Source organism: Vibrio sp. A1-1 (genome assembly GCF_021728175.1).
Lineage (GTDB): Bacteria > Pseudomonadota > Gammaproteobacteria > Enterobacterales > Vibrionaceae > Vibrio > Vibrio diabolicus.
In genome coordinates this window covers 452,728-475,131 of the sequence record NZ_JAKKCL010000001.1, presented here as the reverse complement: position 1 = coordinate 475,131, position 22,404 = coordinate 452,728, and the positions used below count along the sequence as shown (strand labels likewise).

The following is a 22,404-nucleotide window of genomic DNA, read 5'->3' as shown; positions in this document are numbered from 1 at the left end:
TGTGGAGAAAAACGTGTTAACTTAGGTCCCCTGAATGCGGGCCGTCAAAGCTGGTATGATCTTTTTAGTGAGAGCGTCTTTAGCCCACGAGGCTTGCTCTTCATTATTAAATCCGGTAACCATAGTCAAGGCAGTATGCACCCGTCCGAGAAGAGATGCAGAATTGCTGTCGATAGCAAAGGTCACCAGCTGTGTCTGTGCTTGATTGTCGTGTCGACTGAAAAAATTTACCAGAGACCAAGTAATTGGCTCGATGATGCCTTCTTCAGGACTAAGAATCGACTCTATGTCACTCACATCATACGACAGAGTACTATCCTTTGACCAATTACCAGACGGGCGACGAAGCGGGAATGGAGTATCGCCAATTTGTGCCAATAGCTGATAGTCCATCCGTTGCACAATTTTACCATCTTCATCAAAAACGCCCATCATGTGGCCTACCAAATGTGACAGTATTAAGTAAGGGGCATGGTCAACAATGGTTTGTGGTCGCTCTGCTTCCGGCATCTCGAATGTACACGGTAGGCCAGCTGAATTGACAACCTCCATTCGGTCGTCATTTCGTACGGTTAATTGAATAATTTCTCCACTAGGTAATTCCATGGCAAACTTAGTCCTTGGCGACATGGATACTTTTCGGGGGGGGATGCTGATAAGGTGTTCGATTAAGGCAGCGACTAGTCCGTTACAGCTTATCGCCGCTTGAAATAAAGCTTCTGCGACAATGACATCACCTAATGGCAACTCGGTCGCCATTTTTACCAATGCTTTGACCTGCTCTTCTAGTTTGACATTGGGTTTACGGAGTTGTTCTCCGATCACATTTGACACTTCGATAGCCATGAGCTCCGGTAGCCGAATGGTGTAACTGTTTTCCTTTGAGGCAGAGCGTGTCAACCTGACAAGACCTATATCTATCAATTCCCTCAACTCTTCGTAGTCAAGATGTTTCCGAGCAGTGTCGCGTCTAACTATAAATGAATAAAGGCGCTCAAAGATAGATGTATCTGATGATACGCTTTCCTGCAAATCGCTAAGCAGTGCCTTAGCCAACTCAAAATAATAGCCATTTGAAGGATCATTACCTTCAAACCTTAACCGAGCTAGGTGCAAAGCTTCAAGGCCGAGCATGGGGGGAAGAAGCGCTGCTGTTGTAATGTCTTCGTAATTTGGTGAAACAACTGTATCTGCGGCGATAGCTCGAATCAGCCAGGGTGTACGGAGTTCTAGACTGCGTTCAGAACCTTTAATAAAATACATACGGTGCCCTTTTAGATACTCCACCATATGCGCAAATTCTCGATCATCAAGCGGCTCCACATCAAAACGTTTGGCTCGGGAATCAAACGTAGAGCGATACCTATTATTGCCCCCGAATGAAAGTTGTTCGGCGACAGTACAATCTAAAGCAACAACGACATGTAAGCCTTTACCCGTTCTCGTTGATGTCAGTCGTTCAATGTCTTGCCGTACTTGCGAGCTATCCGGTCCAATATGGTCTAGTGCTAATACCAGCGACGTATCTTTTGCTTTTGAAAGGTGAATAAGCCATTGGTGAGCTTCATCTGGGCTGACTGGCCATGTCAGGGTCTCCGTGAGAATATCTGCAAGCTGTTGGTATAAACTAACATCGTGATCCACGTTGAGGTACAGCACCGCAAAATCATCTCCGTTTACCGATAATTCGGCCAGCTCGCGCAAGACATTACTTTTACCTGATAAGGGGTCACCAACTACCGAAATCAGCTTTTCTGATCGCAGAGCTTGTATAACATCACGAGTTACAGCCCGAGGGATTAAAAAGTTCTCGGCAAACGGATAAAGCGGATCTTGCAACTTTCCGGTAAATTGAGAGAGTGTCTCAGTAGTTACTTGTCTAACCGCCTGTACCCATACTTTGGAGTTGGTGCCCATTAAGGTAGAAATTGCTTGTTTTCGATTTGACTGAGCAACCTTTGCAGCACTTGTAATTAAGGCTTTGAGTGACGATTCTGATTTATTTTCGGGTTTCCATAGGTTACCTGTACTTCGATCTAAGAAACGTGTTTCTTTGCCATTACTTACAACCACCAAAGGTGGGGAAGGATGCAGCATCCGGGCATAAGATAGCCCTTGCTCACCATCCGCATCTATCAAATTCTTGTCTGCTCTTTTCAGCTCGAGAATAGCCAGCGGTTGATCTTGGTATTGAAGTAAGATATCGGCATATGCACGTTTATGATTAACAGGCTTGCCGTCAACTGTCACATTCTTATGGCCGAATTTGAAACTAAAGCTATCTTGATGGGTAATTTGATCCGAAGGCAACCAGTGGAATATCCGTTCAATATGACCACGAATCTCAGCTTCAAACCCTGCTTCGCTTTTTATCTTATTTGTCATGAAATCAGAATCCAATCCATCCAGTGTATTCTGCGATTGTGGCATGGACTATTAGTTATTAATACCAAAATAAGAGAAGTACAATACAAATAACGCAACGTCGCATTCAAACTTCACCCGGTTGTAGCACGCAGGTGCGTCAAGCCAGTCGCAAAGGATCTTAAGACCCTGCAGCATTTGGTAAATGGAACCAAATGCTGTCATTGCAGAGTTCTTGATGTTTTCGACATAATTACACGATATCGAATTGGGTGGGCTGATCAGGGATGCTAGTGTTGTTATTCGTAGAATAATGTCATGCACTGCAAGGGTTCTTTAGGGTAGGCTTTCATATATTTAAGCTCCCGCTTCGCTCTAGACTTACTTCCCATGCAATCCTCTCCCTATTTAGACTTCTACCGAAAATGCTGACTAACCACTACAACTGCGCAATGATGGTATTAATAATCAACGAGCTACACAATTCTCTACAAGATATTATAAGTAAAAGAAAACCAAAATAGGTTTAATACACCCAGAATTGTTACCTAATAAACCCTAAATGCAGTAGGCAGATTGCTGAAATTTGAAAAATTGAGTCAAGTAACGCTTTGGTAATTACATAAGGTATCAATCTGCAGTCACACGGAAGTGGACAAAAGTGTGTTAGTCACTTCACTAAGTTAGCGTTTAACGTATAATTTTTAATAAGGCAGACTCGCTGAACAGACACACTCGGTCAATTTACTGAATAAAAAAATACGGTTTGATCCAGGCCCAGATAAAGTGTGGTCTGGGCGAAACTTATCCTTGATTGTAACTCGTGTTACTTGAAGTATGCGAATGCTGATATCAACAGCACCATGGCTAAACAAAGAAATGCGTTCGACAACCCATTGTGCCGCCACGCATTAACCCACTTATGAATTTCTTTGTCATGAGTTCTGTGATGAGCGTTCTTCCAAGCAATACTGAAACTAAGAAAGGCTGCTATAACCAATAGCCAACCCAATGTTCCTCCAGGAAGAACTACTGAGCGGATCAATGCTCCCAAAATTGCTAGAAATGATATTCCAAAAATGACCAATACCAAGTCTGGAAGTTGCTTTAACTGAAAGTTATTAAATGGATTCATCACTAATCTTCCCTCTAGCTCATTCGACTAGCAAGTTCATCTAGAAATTTGCTTTGTCCGAAATACCTTCTGTCGCCTCTACTAGTCAAAAAGAATTCAGATTTGTAAAAATGAACGTCATATTTTGCTCGCGTTAATGCAACGAAAAAAAGTCGTCTTCTTTCTTGCATCTCCTTATCATCTGGGTAGCACCACTGGTAAGTACTTTGATCCCACTTCAATTTAGGAAAAACACCATTATCTAGGCCTATAGCAATAACAATATCGTATTCACAACCTTTGCATGAATGATAAGTAATCAAATTTAACTTATTAGACTTTTCCCTGTTATTACCTAAGACTGTAAGGTTTACATTCTGCAATACACCTTCACTTGATAGTGCCTGAGTCATCTTTCCTACTTCTTTAAAATCATCTGACATGTGGGTGGGAGGAGTTAAAAAAGGAAAGCAAATACTAACTAGCTCGGTAACAAAGCTATACGCAGGGCTTTCTTCCACATTGCCTCTTACTGTCCAAAGGTAGGATACAAAGCCTTGAACTAAAGCATCTATGTCATCAATGTCGCTTTTCACGAAACTAATCAATGTCGAGATTAACTCTGATAACAAGATTTTGTTTGATGTTGCTCGCCAGTCGTAACTAACCCATGAGGCACAGTCTTCAATAAAATTTGTAAGTGGGTTCTTCCTGTAAGGAGCATTGTTGTCTGTACGGTTATAAACAATGCCTAACCGTGAGGCTTGAGCTGAAACAAGATCTCCTGTTTTCGCATCGGGGTACAAAATCGCTATGTCACTAAGTGCTCTATCCGACGTTTCTGAAGCGATAGTCAGGGCTTGCGTTAGAGCTTGTTCAATTTGTTGCTCAAGACCATCTGGGCATAGATGACAAGTAATGCTTGCAATTCTATCTTGGTGATGGGCTATTACTCCTTTTGCTTGGCTCACAAACCCATCCGATAAGCTAACGATGTTTTGGGCCGATCTATAGTTAAGTTTCATCTCAACTTTTTCGAAATCATCACGTTCACTTAAATGCTCAAGGAGTTCTGGATGAGCTCCTGTAAATCCATATATAGACTGGTCTATATCTCCAACAGCGATAATTCGTATACCATGCTCGGCAAGAGCGATAACCATGTCATGCAAAGGCTTACCTAGGTCCTGATACTCGTCAATAACGATAACAGGGAATTTGGCTTTTAAAATATCTCGAATCCAGCTGTGTTCAAGAATAAGGCGTCTACTAATGAGTACTAAGTCATCAAAATCTACTAGACATTTTTCTCTTAAAAGCCTCTCATAGACCTCTATCAAATTTGCGCAATCGGAATCAGTCGTGCTAAATGTTGACCCTCTTTCTAGGTACGTCATTCGGTAGCTTGCCATGAAAGTTTGGCTGTAATATCGAACTCTTTCTCCAACCACTTCTTTAGCTAAGTTAAAGGCTTCATTTCTCTCATCTTCGGAAGCTACACTATAAGATGTAGGTAATGTTGAGTCAGTCAAGTGTGCTAATGGAGCAACAATTTGACTCAGGCAAAAACTGTGTACAGTGCCAATATACAATTTCTCACTAGAAGATAATCCGATTTTTTTAAAACGGTTGTGAAGCTCTTTGCAACACTGTCGACTATAAGTAATACAAGAAACTCTCTCATAATTTGAGATATCTTCATCTATGATTTTGGCAACTTTTAAGACAAGTGTTTTCGTTTTTCCACTACCTGGTCCAGCCATGACTGCGCAATTCGCAGTCGAATCGAACACATCTCTTTGACCTAATGTGTTCAGTTCTTCTGCTTCTTCTTTGTATTTACTAGGGGTATTATGTGCGTTCATAAATGTACTCGAAAGCAGCAGCTATGTATTCTGGACATTGCCCTTCAGGTAGTCGGTTACTCAAGCGCTTAGCGAACCTTCCTTTACCTATTTCACTAATGTACCGAAGCATAGCGTTCGTATCTACAGGTGAAGTGTTTTGCCTCCACGAAGTGATTATTGGACCTACTTGCGGGCGAGAGCCATGCTCTTCCAATAAAATATCACACACTGTATTTTTCATGTCTTGTGAGCTTATCAATTCAGTTTCCAACGTTTGAATATTGGTAAAGATTCCGTTAACTCGCCCCTGAGCCAAGATTGTTGCTTCAGCCCTGTTCTGGGTGTGATTTTGTAAGATAATACCCAGTAACTTATCTATTCTAGTGACGCCTAATGGTACTTCTAGTCCTAGTGGATCGCGATCGGTTATAACTACGAAAGGTGTACCGATACTCAACAGGAACTTTACGTACGGATCAAAGTTAGTTCCTGCCACTGAGCATATAGAGATTCCTTTCTTGTCCAATTCATACCCTAACTTTTTTGCTAGCTCAGGGAACAAAAACTCCTCAGCATCTCCTTCAACTAAAATCACACCACGAGCGAATAGAACCTCCCCCCGTGTAATGGTTAAGTATCTACTCATGTCCTCTATATCTTCAGGGGATAGTGCAGAGTTAATCAAAGAATGTCCTTTTGTTGAGGGCATAACCCCGTCCATTGACTCTTTTAGTACGATCAGAGAATTAATTGGAGCTGAGCTTGCGATGTGTGGTGAGTGTGTTGTAAGGAGGGTGTTTAAGTTTGCGTCTGAGTTGTAGAAATACTCAAACAGTAATCTTTGAACATGAGGGTGAAGGTGGGCTTCAGGTTCTTCAATTGCTAAGAAAGTAAACTCTTGTTCACCAGTAGTCATTGAGTGCTGAAGTTCGAGTAGCTTTAACGTCAAAAATAGTATGTTGGAGCTACCAGTACTAGATTGATTGATTGCCCTAGTTCCTGCATCAACCAATAATTGAAGAGACTTAATTAGTTTGTTGATGTCTTGAGGAGCTAGTTTCAACTGAACAGGAGATACGTGTCTGGTTCCAACCATTGTTTGGAGCATAGCGTTGATATTTTGTTCTATTTGTCCTAAATCTGGAACACCAGAAAGTGCTATTTGCGTTTGTTCAAATCCAGCTAGGATTGAAGCCTTTTGTACTTCAGTAAGGTTATCACCAACGTGTTCCAAAAATGTTCTTAAAGGCGTTCTCTTACTGTTGCTCAACTCCCTTTCACAATCCCGCAGTGCATGAAATAGTTCCATTTGTATGCAACGACGCAGGGAACGATTTATAGGAATATCTTCAGTATTCCCAAGGTATATATTGTACTCGTAATCATTAAGAGAGCTTATCGTCACCCCGTATTTAGGTTGATAAACATAGGTAATTTTCGCTGTGTGGGTTGTTATGTCAATTAAGCCATCAGCCAAAGCAGCTAAGGTCGTTGGTGATTGGTCGATTCCGCTAATTTCTAAGGATATCTTTATTGTACTTCCTAACTTGTCTCCTCCTAATCCATCCCAAAAATCATCTAGACTTAGGAATCGGTCTAGGTCAGATAAGGAGGGGTCCAAAACAAGTCTGAGTGAGAAGAGGAAATTACTCTTGCCAACTTTATTTTCTCCCACAATCACCATGTTTCTATCTGTTTTGATTTCCAATTCACGGAAATTGCGGAAGTTTTCAATTCTAACTTTCGAAATATGCACTTTGGGTATCCTAAGCATCTGGGCTGCTAGATCGCCAAAGGATTATCGGATAAAAATAAATAAACACCATATCCCTAAACTTAGGGCAATCCAGCAATTAATCAACTAAGCACATAGTGATTCATTATGGGAATTGGGGCAAGTACGGTCTTCTGAAGGTGTGAGGAGTATTAGCTCTAAATGATTTTGGGGCAGAAACGTTTCAACCAAAGCAGATAAGTGAATAAAATGGAAGGTGGAGCCAAGAACGACTCAATTAAGAATTTTACAGCTAAAAGTTAGAGATGCCGCTGCCATCTCAATGCCACCTTTTGTTCCTTACGAACTGACTGTGACCAGTGCTGTGCGGACCCACATACAAAGTATGCCTCATATTTTAAGACCAAGGGGCGTATGCTTGGTCTGGGGTAATGATAGATAGTATTGAGTACATGGGCAACCGTTAAAGTCTCTGACTGAGCTCTTTGGGTTATGGAGAGTTTTAGCTTTCTTTTTCAGCGGTAGTTTATTGCTCAACATAATAAAAATAGGTGTACTGAAAGTTTGAAAGTACGTACTGAAAGTATGAATTAACCCTTTCCTTGAGTACTCGTAATTTTCATAACTAATTGATTTTAAATAATAAATGCAAATATTGATGGTTCGCAAATAAAATGGGGTTAAGATGAAAAAAAACGACCCCAAAATAGAACTAATATATTGATTATTATAATAAAAAATCATCTTCCCTATTTGTTATATTCATACTTTCAAGAAATGCGTAGTGAATGTATGTTTTTAATCTTATTTATTGATTTTAATGAAATTTTTCTGGTTAAGTTTACTGTTTTTTTCATTTTTCTCGAAAATCTTAAGTTTTTAAGTTATAAAACTCTATAGTTTTATTTTTTTCATGAATCATGAAAATGTATAAGGTGTGTATTTACTATGGAAAAAATACATAACGTACCTAATCTTATGGGCTTACCGTCAGAATTCAACGCTATCTATACGTTTGGAGAACCGGGTAAGCACCTAGGTGGGGCACTACTAAAAATGACAGTTAATGGTGAATCAATAACGTTTAATATTTACCAAGCTCATATACACCGTAAAGAAAGTATTGAACACTATTTAAAACGACGACCAAAAGCCAACGAGATACTTTTCTGCAATCATCTCAGTGATTATCTTCGGCAGTTATGCCATGACTCAAACATCAACTATGCCGATGACTCAGGAAACGTCAGAGTGATGACTGGTAACATATGCATATTCATTGGCAATAGACCTCCGATCAAACAAGATAAATCTCACCAGTTTATGACCATCGGTATCATGAAGTGCTTATTTGCCCTTTTCGCTGAAAAGAACCTTATCAATGAGACCTATGCGAATATTGCATCTAAAGCTGACATTTCGGTTGGTATGGTTACAAAGGCAATGAAGTACCTTATTGAAAACAACCATATAGTAAAGAATAAACGCCAAAGAAGGTTTTTAGATGAGCTAGAGTTGCGTTATGAATGGTTAAAAAATTATGACCACATCTTAGCTCGCTATCACCAGCTGACAACTTATCCTCCGGTTGATAATTGGGAAGATATCTTATTGCAGCCAGGAGATGTTTGGGGTGGAGAAGTCGCCGCAGCTCAACTTACTAAATACAACCGCCCTCACGAGATGTTATTGTTTAGCCGACATCAACCCGTTAAGTACACTATCGGACATAAAGACTTACCACCTCTTAAAGTAATAAAGCCATTTTGGGGTGAGTCTTTAAAGATTGGTAAATCTGCATTGGCGTTACTTACTATGGCAGAGTTGCTACTATCTAAGGATGAGCGAAATAGAGAAGTGGCTTATCTCATCAATGATAAACACGTAAAGTTTAATCAGTTGCCTTAATGAATTTTTTAAGTTAGGAAGTTCAAAACTGACTTTCATTTACGTAAAAATAGTTACGAATCGAACCATATGGCCCATTGCTTGAAGGAAGGTTTTATGACCGAGAAACAACGCAGAGCTATCTTGTACCGTGCCGCTCGTAACCGACGAAACGGTTTGCATCTTAAAAGTGACGGTAACCTTGAGCGTAGTGTTAAGGAATCGCGGCAGTGGCGAGAATCCATTGAATTGAAATCATCTAGAACCTAAACCAAATAAAGTTAAGTACTACTGATTAATCTAACATTATAAGCAGGGATAAAATGCATGACTGACCCATACTTAAACTTATTGCCGACATTAGAAGAATTCGAACTGCCAGACGTTCCCTGGAAAGTTGTTGACCCATCATCGTTACCGAAAGCTACTCTTTCAGCATTCGATTCATTTATGAGCGGAGCTAGCGTTCCTCATAGAGTATTCGTTTATAGCCATGACTACTCGCGTTTCTGCATGCTCGTTCGTAGGGGAGATATAACGTTATCTTAGAGAGCGAGTTAATTCATGTGTTATCTAGCAGTTTGTGCATTCTATCATCGGCTGTACCGAACCGGTCTGAATCAAAGATGGACATTTTTGAGTTAACCAACAACGCCAAATAGCTTGGCTATGATTAGAACATGTATAGCGTTCAGGTAGGTTGAGGAAAGTGTCAAGGAGTGCTACATGGACATAGCGCTTACGAAACTAAAACTAATGAGTGCAATCCCAACACTTTCCACCTTAGTGTTGGGATTCGCAAAGCTCAACGGGGTTTATACTGTAACTTTGGCCGTAAATTAAGCAAAATCAACGACTCTGTCCCCCTTTGATTCAGAAATTTTACTCTGGTTCTTTGCTAGGCTCGAAGCCCAAGTACTCGATATCTTCGCTAATGCGTTTTAAAGAGCAATCGCTTGGCGTGTAAATGTACCTATTAGTGACTTCCATTAATTTTGCATCGTTGGCAAAACCCCGGTTGAACTGTTTTCTACAATAACGCGAAAATACCAAAGATTTACCAAGCTTAGATAGGTAGCTATCTAAGGTGTCTTTTCTAATAAACAAAGAAGAACTTCTATCAATGTTATGACTAAACGCAGCCAAGTCTTGATTTTCATCGAGCCATCCACTGTCTTGATCCCAGCGAAGGTTCATCTTCTCAATTAAGTCAGGACAAGGCATATTGATAGAGCTTTGTTCAACATTGCTTGAGTAATCGTATTCCCACTCCCCACCTCTCAATAGTTGAATGCTAGAGAATATTCGCTGGTCATCTGAAATGGTCGTATCTTGTTCAGCAATACATTGTTTGAAAGCAGGGCTTCTAGGGTACTCCGCCAAGTAGACACGGTAGCAGTGGTCATTACTATGATTGTGGAGTTCGAATGCTTCAGTGTTGCTCGGTTCAACAAAAAAACCGTGATAGCTAGATATACTAAGGAAGCTTTCAGCGTCGAACGAGACGTCGTCCTCATCTCGTTTAGCGTGAACCTCTGAATAAAAACTCAAGTTAATCCACGTAGTACCGCTCTCGTCATTCAAGACAAGTACGTTGCTTGCGACGAAATAATCATCAGTCTGCAACCAAAAGTTCACATTACTTTCTGGCAGCTCAAGATCTTGTATTATTAGGTTTCTAAGAGGGTACTTTTGCTTTGATGACAAATCTCTTATGTCTGATATATCAGCCTTTCTAAGTTCTAATGACCAGAATCTATCAGAGGTTAATTGTGGCTCCCAACGAGATTGGGTCGTTGCTACATTGGTAGCCAACAGACCTATCAATCGATGAAAAGCAACCCAATAACATTTCTTGCCGATGGTTTCTGCATAGCCAGGTTTTGCTCTTCCTCTTCCATACTTATGAAGAGTCGCCAAGTCATGTTTGAGGGCTCCATTACCATATCCGGGATAGCCGATATATTCGGCCTCTCTCATAATCCAGCAAGCAACATTCTCAAGAGTTATGTTCTGTGATTGTAGGTCAAAGACTCTAAGTCTTGATTCAACTACATAACGCCAAAAGTCAGGACCTAATTGATCACCCCATAGGCGCATGTTTGAGGGCAAATTTTCTAGTGTAAGCAAGGTTTGCACATCGCTTAGAATAGGCCATGTTAATGGTAGAGAAGGAGTTACATATTGATTTGATATTCTGTCTTCTTCAATCCCTAGTTTCACAAGCTCCTGCCTCAATAGCTGGGAGTGCTCGCGAATCAAAATGTTATTTGAACCGCTATTTTCTCTAATATATCTATCTAATGGCTGTACAAAGTCCTCAGCTGACTCAGGTGAAAGCAAGCAGGACGTATACATAGCCTGAATCAGGCTTTCAAGTATGTAGTCGTCGTCACACCCTGTAAACGTGTTTACTGCATGCTGGCATATCACAGGGTATTGTTTAAAAAGCAAGCCAAGGCATCTTGTTGATTGATCTCTGACTCGTCGATCCGTAGCTGAACAACACCAAAGTAAAGCTGAGGATGCTAATTTATAACTTTCTTCGGGCCAATTGGTTGCTTCTATTTTCTCCAAAGCTTCAATTAGAAACCAAATTGCACCTTTCTTATTATATGACTCTGATAAGGCGATAGAAAGGTAGGTATCTCTTGATGGAGAGTCTTGTCGCCATTGAAATTCTTTGAACCAACTTTCTGCGTTAAGATAATGGCTTGGAACTATAGATAGTTGGAATAAGCTTTCAAAAACTGTCTGCCACAATCCGCCTGTTCTTAATGCCCCAAACATATGTTTTTCAATTGCAGGGGTAACACTTTGTTTTGAACGCCAAGTTAGTGACTTTACAAAAAGGCTATGTGCTAAATCGGTGTCTAAGTCTAAGCGGCTATCTGTGATTTCGATACCGATCTCTTCAGGGAGAATGCTTGCAAGAGCTTCTAAGACGCCACTATCCATATCTGTTAAAATCGCCAGCTTTCCTGCAAGGATTGATAGATCACTATTGCCAGTTTCTTGATAGGTTTGAACTATTGAAGATGCGCGCAGCATATCTCCAAACCTCTGATAACCAAATCTAATAAGAAAATCTTCATCGTCAGTTGCTGATAAAATTAGTAGTTGCTCTTTAACTAGCTCATCAATAAACCTTTCTGGAAGTAGCTCATTTCCTAGAATAGGTTTAATTGTATTTACGGCAGTTTCCCAATTTATAGTTTGGGTTTCTGAATGAGCTAGAACATCAGACAATTTGCTCATTACCGCTCTAACGATATTTTTAGGAGTAACGTAGTCTAATCGCTCTCTCAATGAGTCATCGATTTGCTTGAGGTGTTTAGAAAAAATGGTTGAGAAGCCACTAGTCGATACATCAAGAGAACAAGAGTCCTCCGACTTGTGAGTTTTGAAGACCAAATGTAGGAGTAATGGGTTTCGTAGCTCATCTGTAAAAATAGGTGTTATCTCACTTTCAACATTGTAGCGTTGAGAGAACGAAGAGAGGACATCGTGAAAATTCCTAGTGAATCCAATATGACTATATGCATAGCCAGGGAATCGTTCATCAACAACTAAATTGGCATATATATCGCGACTAGACACAACAATCTTGATACGAGGATATTCATTTAGTTGTTGGATTAATTCTGGCAGTTTGTTTTTCCACTTTCTTGCCTTGGCTCCTTCGTTTAACGCATCGATAGCAATAACAAAACAATGGTTATTGGCTTGAGCACTTGCTTGAAGACAAGATAGTAATTTGTCTCGACCAACATCGGATCCAAAGCCTAGTTTGCTTCTTACTACATCCCAAGGTTCCGCGTTATCAAAATCTTCTCCAAATAGCACTAGAGTATGAGCGCCTTTGTCGAGTCTTCTCTTCGCAAAACTTACGATAGAATGTGTCTTGCCTGCACCAGCTGGACCGGTTAGTAGGAAAGATCGAGCGTGGCAAGACTGAATCAGAGGGCTGTTGAGAGAATTTTCAATATCTATTATCGAAGCAAGTAATTCCCTCGAGGCATCTAGGTTCTCAGCAGGGAATACACACATATATTCAGCCTGGAATTGTCTAAATGAAGGCGTATCATTACCTTCACCGTGTTCTGCAAAAAACTTATTCTCTTGCTGCCTTATAGCATTTTCACAGAGCGGCTTAAGTGATCTTATGGTATCTAAAGTTGAACAAATAACTGTTTGGTCAATAATGTTGTGCTTACTAGAAGTTTTCTCTAGAAGTACTTCTAGTAGCTGTATGGCTTGTACTCTCTCGCTTTCAGGTGTCTGGGAGAATACCTTTTCTGAATATTGAGCTTTTGTCCTGAAGCTGATTTTTAATGGTTTCCAAATATTAACGAGCCACTGTTTAAAATCATAAACTTCTCCAAAAGAATCTAAAGCATCATGGGCTTCTGTAATTATATCTAAATCACTGCAATACCTTGGACCAGCGAAGGCTGCTGCTGAGTCAATACAGTTTTGTATCTTCTGAGATGTTAATGTGTTTTCGTTAAACCAGTAGGCTACAAAACCACCACTTTTGTCTATTTCTAATATCTGCTGTCTAGATATTTCAGCTGTAATCAGTTTTATATGAAGATTCGGTTTTTGAGTTTTGATGTCATCACACCATTCTTCAAACTTTTCAACTTCACTTTTTCCTCTTTTTCCTTCCGCGACTTTGCCTGTTAGATCAAATGGTATATAAACCCAGTATTCAGATAATGTTGGATGGTTTTTTAATGCAGTGGTTAATGATTTCTTGATCTGGCCAAATTCACTATTGCCAAGCTTAAAAAAGTATTTTGCTTGAATTCCTAGAATATCGCCTGTGGGGGTTTTGTAATAAGCTTCTACACCCCCGTCACCACCATCGCCGCGCAAACTAAAGAACGAAGAGCCTTGTGGTGATTTACAAGATGCTTTAAAAAGTTGAATCGCTAGCGATTCAAAGCTGTCATTTTTACTCTTAGGTGTAGATCGAATGTGATTGAAATCTATCGTAGCCAAAATAGTTACCTTTTTACTTATATTTTGTTTGTATCTAAGCCAGCTTTTTTCAATCGGCCTGTAAGGTTTCTCATCTTGCTGAATTCGGTGCGATCAGGAGTTGAAGTGCATATGCATTAGAAACTCTCGATGACATGTAGCAAGTTTGCAATATCAGTTTCTATCATAACAAGCTACAATAGTGCTCAACTTTAGCTCCAAAACCCACCATGTCGTGGTTTCTTTTTTCCTCTGACATAACTCGATATTCTTTTATGTTATGTAGAATTTCATCTAGTTTTTTCTGAACTAATGCTGAATTTTTTGAGCTTTCATGTAGTTTCAAAAGCCCACACTCTATTTTGTCAAGTTCATGATTTAAGGCGAAGGTATTCGCATGTCGTGAACAAGGATTCGAGATACTTTTTGCCCAAAAGGTTACTTGCTGTGTAAGTTCCATGCATTCCTCTTATCAGTAGGTTATCGAAAAGTTTGAATTATAATCAACCAAACACATAGTGAACCTCTAGACAAATTTGATCAAACAGGGATATCCAAAAAGGTTACGAACAACTACTCTAAGAAGAAAAGGGACAAAAACGAGTTTGCGAAAAGTGAGGGACGTCAGGCAAACTAGGCTTGTTATGAGAACATGTCCACCTGAAACTCAGCTTTCTTGTTATGAAGCCCACGAGCTTCCAACCAAGAGTAAAATCTACTTCTAGAAATCGATACACCACGTTCGTTTAGTTGTTTAAGAATTTCAGCTTTGGTGGTCTTGGTGTCGAGAAGGTTCAATATAAACGCTGTATGCTCATCAAGCCTTGATTTCACCTTCTGTCCCCTCTGACGGCCAGATGCTAGCCCTTTGGCCTTACGTTTAGCGTGACCAGCTTTAGCTCGCTCAGAGCGCTTCTGGGCTTCTACAGCGCTGGCAAAAGACTGCCCAATAACTGTAAAAATGATTTCAGCATTATCAACGTTCTCTGAGCTTATGATGGTGTCGTTGTATGCTAAATGTAGTTCACCGTATGAGGCTATTTGACCAATGGCACCTACTAGCTCCATAACTTTATGGCGACCCAACCGAGTGATATCCGATACAATGATACTTTGTTGAGAGGTGATGAGAGAAAATAACTTCCACTCACTCAACTCTGTCTTGGTGGCAGACACGTGCTCTTCTATCCAATCCGTTATTTGTATGCCACGTTTAGCAGCGTACGCCTTGATAGCTTCTCTTTGTGATTCGCCATCGCCTCTTTGTGAATCTGATACTCGAATGTAGCCAATCATGCCTGTCCCCAAGTTAAGAGTTAATTGCTTATGGGAGCTTATTTGCTGTTTAGGTAGTCTAATACGACTTCATGGTGATCTTTGGTCTTGAACTTGTTAAATACATGCTCAAGGTTACCAGACTCATCAATCAGGAAGCTTGTTCGTACTACCCCCATATTTTCGCGGCCCATAAATTTCTTGAGTTGCCAAACATTGTACTTTTCACAAACAGTGTGCTCTTCATCGGCTAGCAAAGTGAAGTTAAGCTCTTGCTTGTTGATAAAGTTAGTTAATTTTTGCGGTGTGTCTGGGCTGACACCAAGAACAACTACATTGTGGGCATCTAACTCAGCTTTAGTATCTCGTAACCCTTTAGCCTGAACTGTGCAGCCGGGTGTTGAAGCGCGTGGGTAGAAATAGAGCAGTACCTTTTTTCCCTGAAAATCAGATAGCGTCACTGGGTTATTGTCTTGGTCATTTAGGGTAAAATCTGGTGCGATTTGTCCAGCTTCGATTGCCATTGGTTTTGTCCTTACTTTCTCAATTAATGGTATGTGGCGTAGCGTTATTCGCTACGTCCTTTTTAGTGCATTTTTATTACGTTAGAGTGTACGTTTTTATCGTTAATTTAGTGTCCTGTCTAGTGATTACACTAAACAGGACGATTTTTTAGTTGCAGCGCTACTTTGGTTTTCTAAATTGGGGAGCAATAACATTGTCTGAACGAGCCGATACGATTTTATCCATTGCCTTTTCTCGCTGACTTTCATGTAACATCTCCATTAGTGCTTGAACGACCTTAATATGAGTGGCTGCTTGAACAGCTAACGCATCTTTATGGCTTTGAGCTTCGTCGTAATACTCTTTTTTCTTCTTATTTGCCTGTGCTCTTTCTCCTTTGAGTGCTTTTATTTCTTTTTGAAGCACTTCAATAGGGGAGTCAGCGGTTTCATCCTGAGCAACTTGTACTTCTAATGATTTATTTTTTATCATTAAAACAACGTCGCTATGCCTTCTGAGTGCGCCAGCGGAAAGGCCCGCTTCTTTTTCAACATTGCTATTGTTGATTTTGAGCTTGCCCTTTCGCGCTTTATTGCGCAGCTCTCTCGATGTGAACTTCGCTACATCACCATCCAGTAGCCTTTCCAATGCTTTGATTAGCTTATTTTTGGTTATCTGTGACATTATTAAATCACTCCGTATGGGATGAGTAAGTTCTTAACTTCATCAGGGAAAATGACAGGCTCAAAGTCGATACCTAAATCATCCATAATGCGTTCAGCAGCTTGAACTTTTATGTAAGATTCAGAGGCGGTTTGAGGAGTGAGTTCGTTGTTTTCAATATCATAAAGCATGTGAATTTCGGCTTCTTTTCGCTTTGCTTCAGCAAATACGGCATCAACGATGTAGTCATTCTTGCAGTCTACACATTCCATTAGGTTAACGAGCGTTCTTAAACCACAGGTCGTCGAAGTACAGTATATCCCTGGCGCAACAGCATGAATGTGTCGGTTTTGAGTTCGAATTTGCTTTTTCCAATAGTTTAGAGATAACATCTCGTTATCTACTTTATCCTTGAATAAATTTCGGTCCATTTTCATCATGTTCTTAGCAAACTCTTTGCCTTTTCCTCCGGCAACTCGCTCCTTGTTTGCCAATTTCTGATAGATATTCAAGTAGATGCGGGCTTTCTGGTCAATTCTTTCCTCATCAATTTCGTGAGCAAGTGTCTTTTTCTTTTGTCGGATTTTTTGGAATTTACTGGCGTTTTTAGCGTAGTGCCGAGTCATTGCCATAGAGACATGACTAAACTGCTGTTTGAGTTGCGGAAAACTGCAAAGCTCATACCCAATAAGGTAGTAAGCAAAAGAGCGACGAAGCTGATGTCCTGAAAACTCATAATCATCACCCACTTCAAACGATAAATTTGGGTCAGATGTTTTTAGGTCAATAATGTCTTCATTGGTAAGCGCAAGCTCTTCGCTCATCGCATGTTTAAACCAAGCTTGAGAATGGTATCCTAGTTGCACTTTGACTACTTCACTGAAATCCTCTCTTATTTTATGGAAAAACGATTGTGAGCTAGGATGTCGCTTTCTGAGTGGTGTGTGCAGTGCTTGAAGCACCTCATACGCTTTCATGCCGATTTCGGTTGTGACAAACTCATCTTGTTTTGATTGAGAGCCTTTGGCTGTCTTGGATAGGTTGGCGTGAATAACGTGTATCTTCTGGCGGTCTATTGTTTCAGTTGTGCAGCCCTGAGCGGTGTTTAGAGCATACATCTCATCGGGTCTCATTCCTGTTCGAGCCATTAACCCCCATAGACAACCACCATTAAGCGTTTTAAAAAGCGATTGAGCCTCTATTAGATTGGTGATTGTCCACTGTCCAATCGTTAGGTTACGCTCGGTGTGGAACCTATCAATGTAGTCGGTCCTTATTTGTGGTTTATGAAGGCGCATGAGAGCCAGTGTCTCTTCTTCACTAGGATAGTGAAGGGTGGCAAAGGCGTCTTGAAAAGCCAGTGTGCGCTTTTTGCTTTCTTTATCAGCCTTCGCTAAATACCATTGAATGTTACCGTTTTTAAATCGGGCTTCATCACTGACCAGATACTTCGCATATCCTTCATACGCCTTATCAAAGTAGGTTGCGATGTATTCTGCCAGTTGCTCTAGTTCATCACGAAGAGCATAAGCTTCACAAATCAGTTCTTCCGACTTTTGAAGACCCAGATAGTAGAGCCTTTGAGGGATGACGGTATACTGCTGCGCTTCTTTGATTGTTAAACCAAAATCAGAAGCGTTAAGCTTTTTGGCTAAGTTAACTTCAAACGGTAAACCTCTCGCTTCTTTGTATAGGCGATTTAACCCGTTGTAAATTGTGTCTCTTTCAAAATCGATATCGGTAAAGCCGGTTAGAACCCACGTTTCGAGTCGGTCAAAGTCCAAAGCAGACAGCGAATTAAACCCTTCATTTAACAGTGGGGTGATGACTTTTTTTAGGTCATTTAATGCATTGCTAATAGTGTAAAACGAATGGTCATGAGGTGATAGCCACATCATTTTAAGTAAGAGGGTTTTAAGCTGATTTTTTAGGTTACGCTCAATGACTTTACCAGCGAGCGTAAAAGCTATGGCATTGATTTGCTTTGCTTTTGGCTCAAAATAAGGCTGTAGCTTCCTCCAGGCGTCATCATCGCCAATTTTGCCTAATGATTCACCCGTAACAGTAAAGCCTATGTCAAGGCTTTCGAGTTCATCCCAATCGCCACGCTCAATAGCTGGCTTTAATACATCCATTAGGTAATTTGCATGAGCGCCAACATGTTCTTGTGCTTTAAGAAGCTTATTTTGATGTTCTAGGTCAGTGAGTTTTATCATGTGAGCCTCTGTAACTATAGGGATAAAAGCGCGTGGTTGATGGAAACTCTTGGGTGACGACCTTGGGTATTAAACCGCTTCATAGCCTCACCGAATACATCGTCACTCGCTCCATCTAGCGTATACTCATACTGTTCAATTTTTTCATGAATATCCCCTTTCGAATCAGGGCACATATCAAGGATTTCCTTAAGAACATCGATGTATGACATGAGCTTATAAATAGCCTCAATGTCATCTACCGCTTTGGCCGATTGGCACTTGTGACACATATCAAATTCGGCACAAGGTAAGTTGATGCCTAGCGCATAGTTCGTTTCACGTTGTGTGTTCTTACCATTATTAATGACTTGCTGCCCATTACAAGTTAGCCCGTTGGGGTTAGTTTTAATATTGCCTTCTTCGCGCTTTTTCTTCGCCTCATCGTGTGACAACATCGTAATACCACGCCTTTTCGCTACTATGTCTTTTGCTTGCTCTAAGCTCGTATCATCATCGAGGTTTTCAACGACCTCTACACTCTGAGAGATGATGGCCTTATTCAGTGATGAAAGCCCGTTCAGATAACTTCTGTCTAACGTTTCCTTCGCGTTTTGGAGTAAGCTTTGAGCCGCTTGAATCCCACCCTCAACATAGGCTTGGTTACTGGTCATTTCTCGCCAGCGACTCGATAGAAGAGAGAGGTAGTAATGGTTTGGTTCAACAGACCAAGTCCGCATTAGCTCTGCTGAAATAGGGCTGATGCCCTCCCAATCTTTAGGGACGCCATTGCGATTACTCGCTAAAAGCAGTCGCTCATATTTCTTGGGCTGCATGTCTGCGTTCTCATTAGCGTATTGCTCAATATCTTTGATTACAGCTAAATCAGAAGCGGAGACTTTAAAGAAGCTACCGATGCCATTTCTATAGTTAAAAGAAACGGTAACGTTGCCATTGCTGTCTTTTTCGGAGTATGTGAGCGGAAGTAAAATCCCTTTAAGCGGTAAGTCGGTGTAGCAAGATAGAATACAGTAGGCGCTATTGGTCGCCCCTTGCCCTGCATGGATTTTGCGTATTGCCTTTAGTTCTTTATGAACAACAGTGCGACCCAGATGATTAACTGTTTTCTTTAACGTGATTGCTTGTTGGTTTCGATAGGCATAAAACAGCTCTTTGAACCAAGGTAGGTTGCCAGCCCGATGCGGAGATAACATGTGTAGTTGGTTAACGAGCTTTTTATTTAGCTCTACCAAATTAAAGGTATCATTCACGGCGGCGTGATTATTCAAGGTAAACAGTAACTCAGAGCCATCTTCACTGTTGCCGTACAGCTTGGACAGTCGCTCTAGTAACTTGATAAACTTCACTCCACCACGCTTATCAATGTCAAATTGCTCACCCACCAATAGGGCATCGACTGCTTTGTTCGCTCTAGGCTTATGGCTTGAGACCTTTACCACTTGTAGGCTCTTATCTCGTTCTTCTGTATGAACCTTAATTGGGTGGGCAATATCTCGAATGTTGCTGTCATTGAGTGAAGTGAAAAAGCACAACAGATGATAGGCAGTGCCCATTGTAAGGTTAAAAGCAGCGCCAACATTAACACTTGTGCCACCTTTACTTACTCTGCCCCTTTTCGAATCCAATGATGTTGGGATTTGAATTATTTCCTCATGCGAACCAAGGTCAATGATAATAGGAAGCGTTTCTGGTAAAGGTATATTGTTTTCTTTGGCAGCAATAAGCTGTGGCGCAAGAGTGAAGAATAACGCCTCTAACCGTGTCACAAGAAGCTTTTCTTCCTCATCTGAGTACCCCTTATATGGCGTCTTTTCTCCTGCAAACCCCCTATGAAGTACAGCCCACTTGGAAATAGGCAAGCCACACCAATCGAGCGCATTACGCAGAGCTGAAAGCATTGTTGGAGCCGTCGATTCTTTAACGCCTAACTCATCACCATGAGTGTACTCCCATAGACGTTTTGAAGGACGATATATCTTGATACGATGTCGTAATTCGCCATCGTTGCCTGCATACTTTAAGTACCCACTTTCCGTAAATGGGTCAACATTTACCGCATCACAAAAAGTAAGATAGGCACTTAAATTTTCGTAGGTGTTTCTGATGGTTCTTGCTGAGTTACCATTACTGACATATTTGTTGGCTTTCTCGCAAAAGCGCCTCATAAATACGGCTCGGCTGTCTATTTTCTGGTTTTCCTTGTTACACCCTAAATGTAATAAGTGAGAAACATCGAATTGCTCTGGTTTTCTTGAATTAGTTGTTTTGAAAGGGAGCGTTAGATTCAAAGGCACGACATTTTGGCTGTTGCGTACACGTTTAACGGATGTGGATTGTCTTGCGATTTTACTTTTCGCCATTACGACCAACCTCCGTTTATTTTGCGGTTTTTGGCCTTGGCCATGCTGATCTGGTCGTCCAGCTTATTCATGTACTTAATGTATTTTTCAGTGGTTGATGTGCTTTCATGCCCCATTAATAGAGCCAATTCATCCATAAGGTAGTCATAGCCGACATCACGCTCTTTTGACTCCTTCCAAAGCCAATGAGTGGCAAAGGTAGAACGCAAATCATGAATACGGTAATACCAAGAAGAGTCCACTTCGCGGATCTGTTTTCGAAGGTTTGAAAAGTGCGTTTCTAAGGTGTTGCCTGAGTAGGGGGTGCCTTTGTTCGAAATGAATAAATATTCAGTGTTGTCTAAAATCTCACCGGCCAGAAAAAGCTCATTGCGTTTGTTTAGGTTTTTAAGTCGTGCGTTACTTTCTTTGTGTATTTCTAGCTCTTGGTACAGGTTAATGGGAATTTCTACACTTCGAGGCTTATTGCCTTTTGTGCGAGTTATTTTGATTGGTACTGCGTCCAAATCACTGTAGTCAGCCTTTCCTATGTCGTGAGCTGGGAAGTTAATGGCTTCGTCAATTCTAAGCCCTGCGTCGGCGCATAGCCTATAAATTAATTCTGTCGACTTTCGGAGTGACGTTACATGTTCATTAAATAAGGCCTTGTGCTCAGGGTGCATGGGCTTGAGCTTTTTATGGGCGGGTGTGTTTTCTTTTTTAGGAAACATCCTCATGATATTGGAGGTTTCATAAGTACGTTCAGAGCCTGATTTTGTGTGAGCCAACATATCGTGTTGGTTTAACTCTTGATGTACAGTTCCAGTTGTGTAGTGGGTAACAACATTCCGATCGTTATTTTTGATGTAGCCGTATTTTTGCATCCATTTATAGAATCCAATCACGGCACTCATGTAACTTCTAGCTGTAGATAAACTAAAAGCTTCATCGCCATTAGCACTTTCAATATTATTGCAGTTCGCAAGCAGAAACTCAGCAAATCGCCAAGGTGCTCCTTCTTCCTCATATTTGGTTAAGGATTTATAGCTCAAATATTCAGGAGGAATGATATTCCCATCTTCGTCTTCTTGCTCTACGCAGGTTGAATCTAAGAATCGAGTAAAGGCGAGTAGACCCTTAGCAATTGAACTAGTGTCTTTTACTTTTGCTTCACCACGTAACTTAGACACTAGGTATAGGGATTGAGGATAGACAACCAACCCATTACGACCAATGATGATATTGGTTTCTTTGATGAACTGCTTTAAGGTGGATGGATCTAATGAGGATGGTTCTAATAAGGCTGAAAAAGCAACTTCTCCTGATTTAGTATCAGTGCTGCTTCTTATTTTGAGCTTGGCTAACGTATCAACCTTTATCGGTAATAACCAACAGTCATCATAAATGTCTAAGTATGTATTATTAGTTTCTATCAAAAAACAACCCTCAATATGTTTACTCACATATTAAAGAT

At 40.7% G+C, this 22,404-nt stretch carries 14 protein-coding genes; 3 read left to right on the top strand and 11 right to left on the bottom strand.

Translation table 11 applies throughout. The annotated features are described in order from the left end of the window. Nucleotides 1-21 precede the first annotated feature (21 nt). The 4 genes from L3V30_RS02205 to L3V30_RS02190 all read right to left on the bottom strand — a co-directional run bounded on the left by L3V30_RS02205 (nucleotide 22) and on the right by L3V30_RS02190 (nucleotide 7,081). Complete coding sequence (locus tag L3V30_RS02205; protein WP_237308236.1) at nucleotides 22-2,385, bottom strand: type I restriction endonuclease; 2,364 nt, start codon at nucleotides 2,383-2,385, stop codon at nucleotides 22-24. An 805-nt stretch (nucleotides 2,386-3,190) separates the two neighbouring features. Continuing rightward, nucleotides 3,191-3,502: a hypothetical protein gene (locus tag L3V30_RS02200; RefSeq protein ID WP_237308235.1), complete on the bottom strand. Its 312-nt coding sequence runs from the start codon at nucleotides 3,500-3,502 to the stop codon at nucleotides 3,191-3,193. An 11-nt stretch (nucleotides 3,503-3,513) separates the two neighbouring features. Then, nucleotides 3,514-5,343, bottom strand: a complete 1,830-nt coding sequence (locus tag L3V30_RS02195; protein WP_237308232.1) for an ATP-dependent helicase — start codon at nucleotides 5,341-5,343, stop codon at nucleotides 3,514-3,516. Then, on the bottom strand, nucleotides 5,330-7,081 hold the full coding sequence (locus L3V30_RS02190; RefSeq protein WP_237308230.1) for an AAA family ATPase: 1,752 nt from the start codon (nucleotides 7,079-7,081) through the stop codon (nucleotides 5,330-5,332). Before L3V30_RS02190 ends, L3V30_RS02195 begins: the two co-directional genes overlap by 14 nt. Before the next feature lie 927 nt (nucleotides 7,082-8,008). Between L3V30_RS02190 and L3V30_RS02185 the strand changes: the two genes are divergently transcribed. The 3 genes from L3V30_RS02185 (at nucleotide 8,009) to L3V30_RS02175 (ending at nucleotide 9,496) form a co-directional block, all read left to right on the top strand. Next, nucleotides 8,009-8,968, top strand: a complete 960-nt coding sequence (locus L3V30_RS02185) for a type IV toxin-antitoxin system AbiEi family antitoxin (protein ID WP_237308228.1) — start codon at nucleotides 8,009-8,011, stop codon at nucleotides 8,966-8,968. A gap of 96 nt (nucleotides 8,969-9,064) precedes the next feature. Next, on the top strand, nucleotides 9,065-9,217 hold the full coding sequence (locus L3V30_RS02180; protein ID WP_237308226.1) for a hypothetical protein: 153 nt from the start codon (nucleotides 9,065-9,067) through the stop codon (nucleotides 9,215-9,217). 57 nt (nucleotides 9,218-9,274) lie between these two features. Next, complete coding sequence (locus L3V30_RS02175) at nucleotides 9,275-9,496, top strand: hypothetical protein (RefSeq protein ID WP_020977893.1); 222 nt, start codon at nucleotides 9,275-9,277, stop codon at nucleotides 9,494-9,496. A 333-nt stretch (nucleotides 9,497-9,829) separates the two neighbouring features. Here the strand turns inward: L3V30_RS02175 and L3V30_RS02170 are convergent, their stop codons facing one another. From L3V30_RS02170 to L3V30_RS02140, 7 genes are all read right to left on the bottom strand, one after another. Continuing rightward, a complete protein-coding gene (locus L3V30_RS02170; protein WP_237308225.1) occupies nucleotides 9,830-13,954 on the bottom strand; it encodes a hypothetical protein in 4,125 nt (1,374 codons plus the stop codon). A gap of 621 nt (nucleotides 13,955-14,575) precedes the next feature. Beyond that, the gene (locus L3V30_RS02165; RefSeq protein ID WP_237308222.1) at nucleotides 14,576-15,229 is read right to left on the bottom strand and encodes a recombinase family protein; all 654 of its coding nucleotides are present in this window, start codon (nucleotides 15,227-15,229) and stop codon (nucleotides 14,576-14,578) included. A gap of 38 nt (nucleotides 15,230-15,267) precedes the next feature. Further along, the gene (gene bcp, locus L3V30_RS02160) at nucleotides 15,268-15,732 is read right to left on the bottom strand and encodes a thioredoxin-dependent thiol peroxidase (RefSeq protein WP_047886770.1); all 465 of its coding nucleotides are present in this window, start codon (nucleotides 15,730-15,732) and stop codon (nucleotides 15,268-15,270) included. Nucleotides 15,733-15,892: 160 nt separating this feature from the next. Next, on the bottom strand, nucleotides 15,893-16,396 hold the full coding sequence (locus L3V30_RS02155; RefSeq protein WP_237308220.1) for a bacterioferritin comigratory protein: 504 nt from the start codon (nucleotides 16,394-16,396) through the stop codon (nucleotides 15,893-15,895). A gap of 2 nt (nucleotides 16,397-16,398) precedes the next feature. Continuing rightward, nucleotides 16,399-18,591: a tyrosine-type recombinase/integrase gene (locus tag L3V30_RS02150; RefSeq protein WP_237308219.1), complete on the bottom strand. Its 2,193-nt coding sequence runs from the start codon at nucleotides 18,589-18,591 to the stop codon at nucleotides 16,399-16,401. A gap of 14 nt (nucleotides 18,592-18,605) precedes the next feature. Further along, nucleotides 18,606-20,951 carry a hypothetical protein gene (locus L3V30_RS02145; protein ID WP_237308217.1) on the bottom strand — a complete coding sequence of 782 codons (2,346 nt, stop codon included), beginning with the start codon at nucleotides 20,949-20,951 and terminating at the stop codon, nucleotides 18,606-18,608. Then, nucleotides 20,951-22,366, bottom strand: coding sequence for a site-specific integrase (locus L3V30_RS02140; RefSeq protein ID WP_237308215.1), 1,416 nt, complete (start codon nucleotides 22,364-22,366; stop codon nucleotides 20,951-20,953). The genes L3V30_RS02145 and L3V30_RS02140 overlap by 1 nt, the downstream gene beginning before the upstream one ends. Nucleotides 22,367-22,404 lie beyond the last annotated feature (38 nt).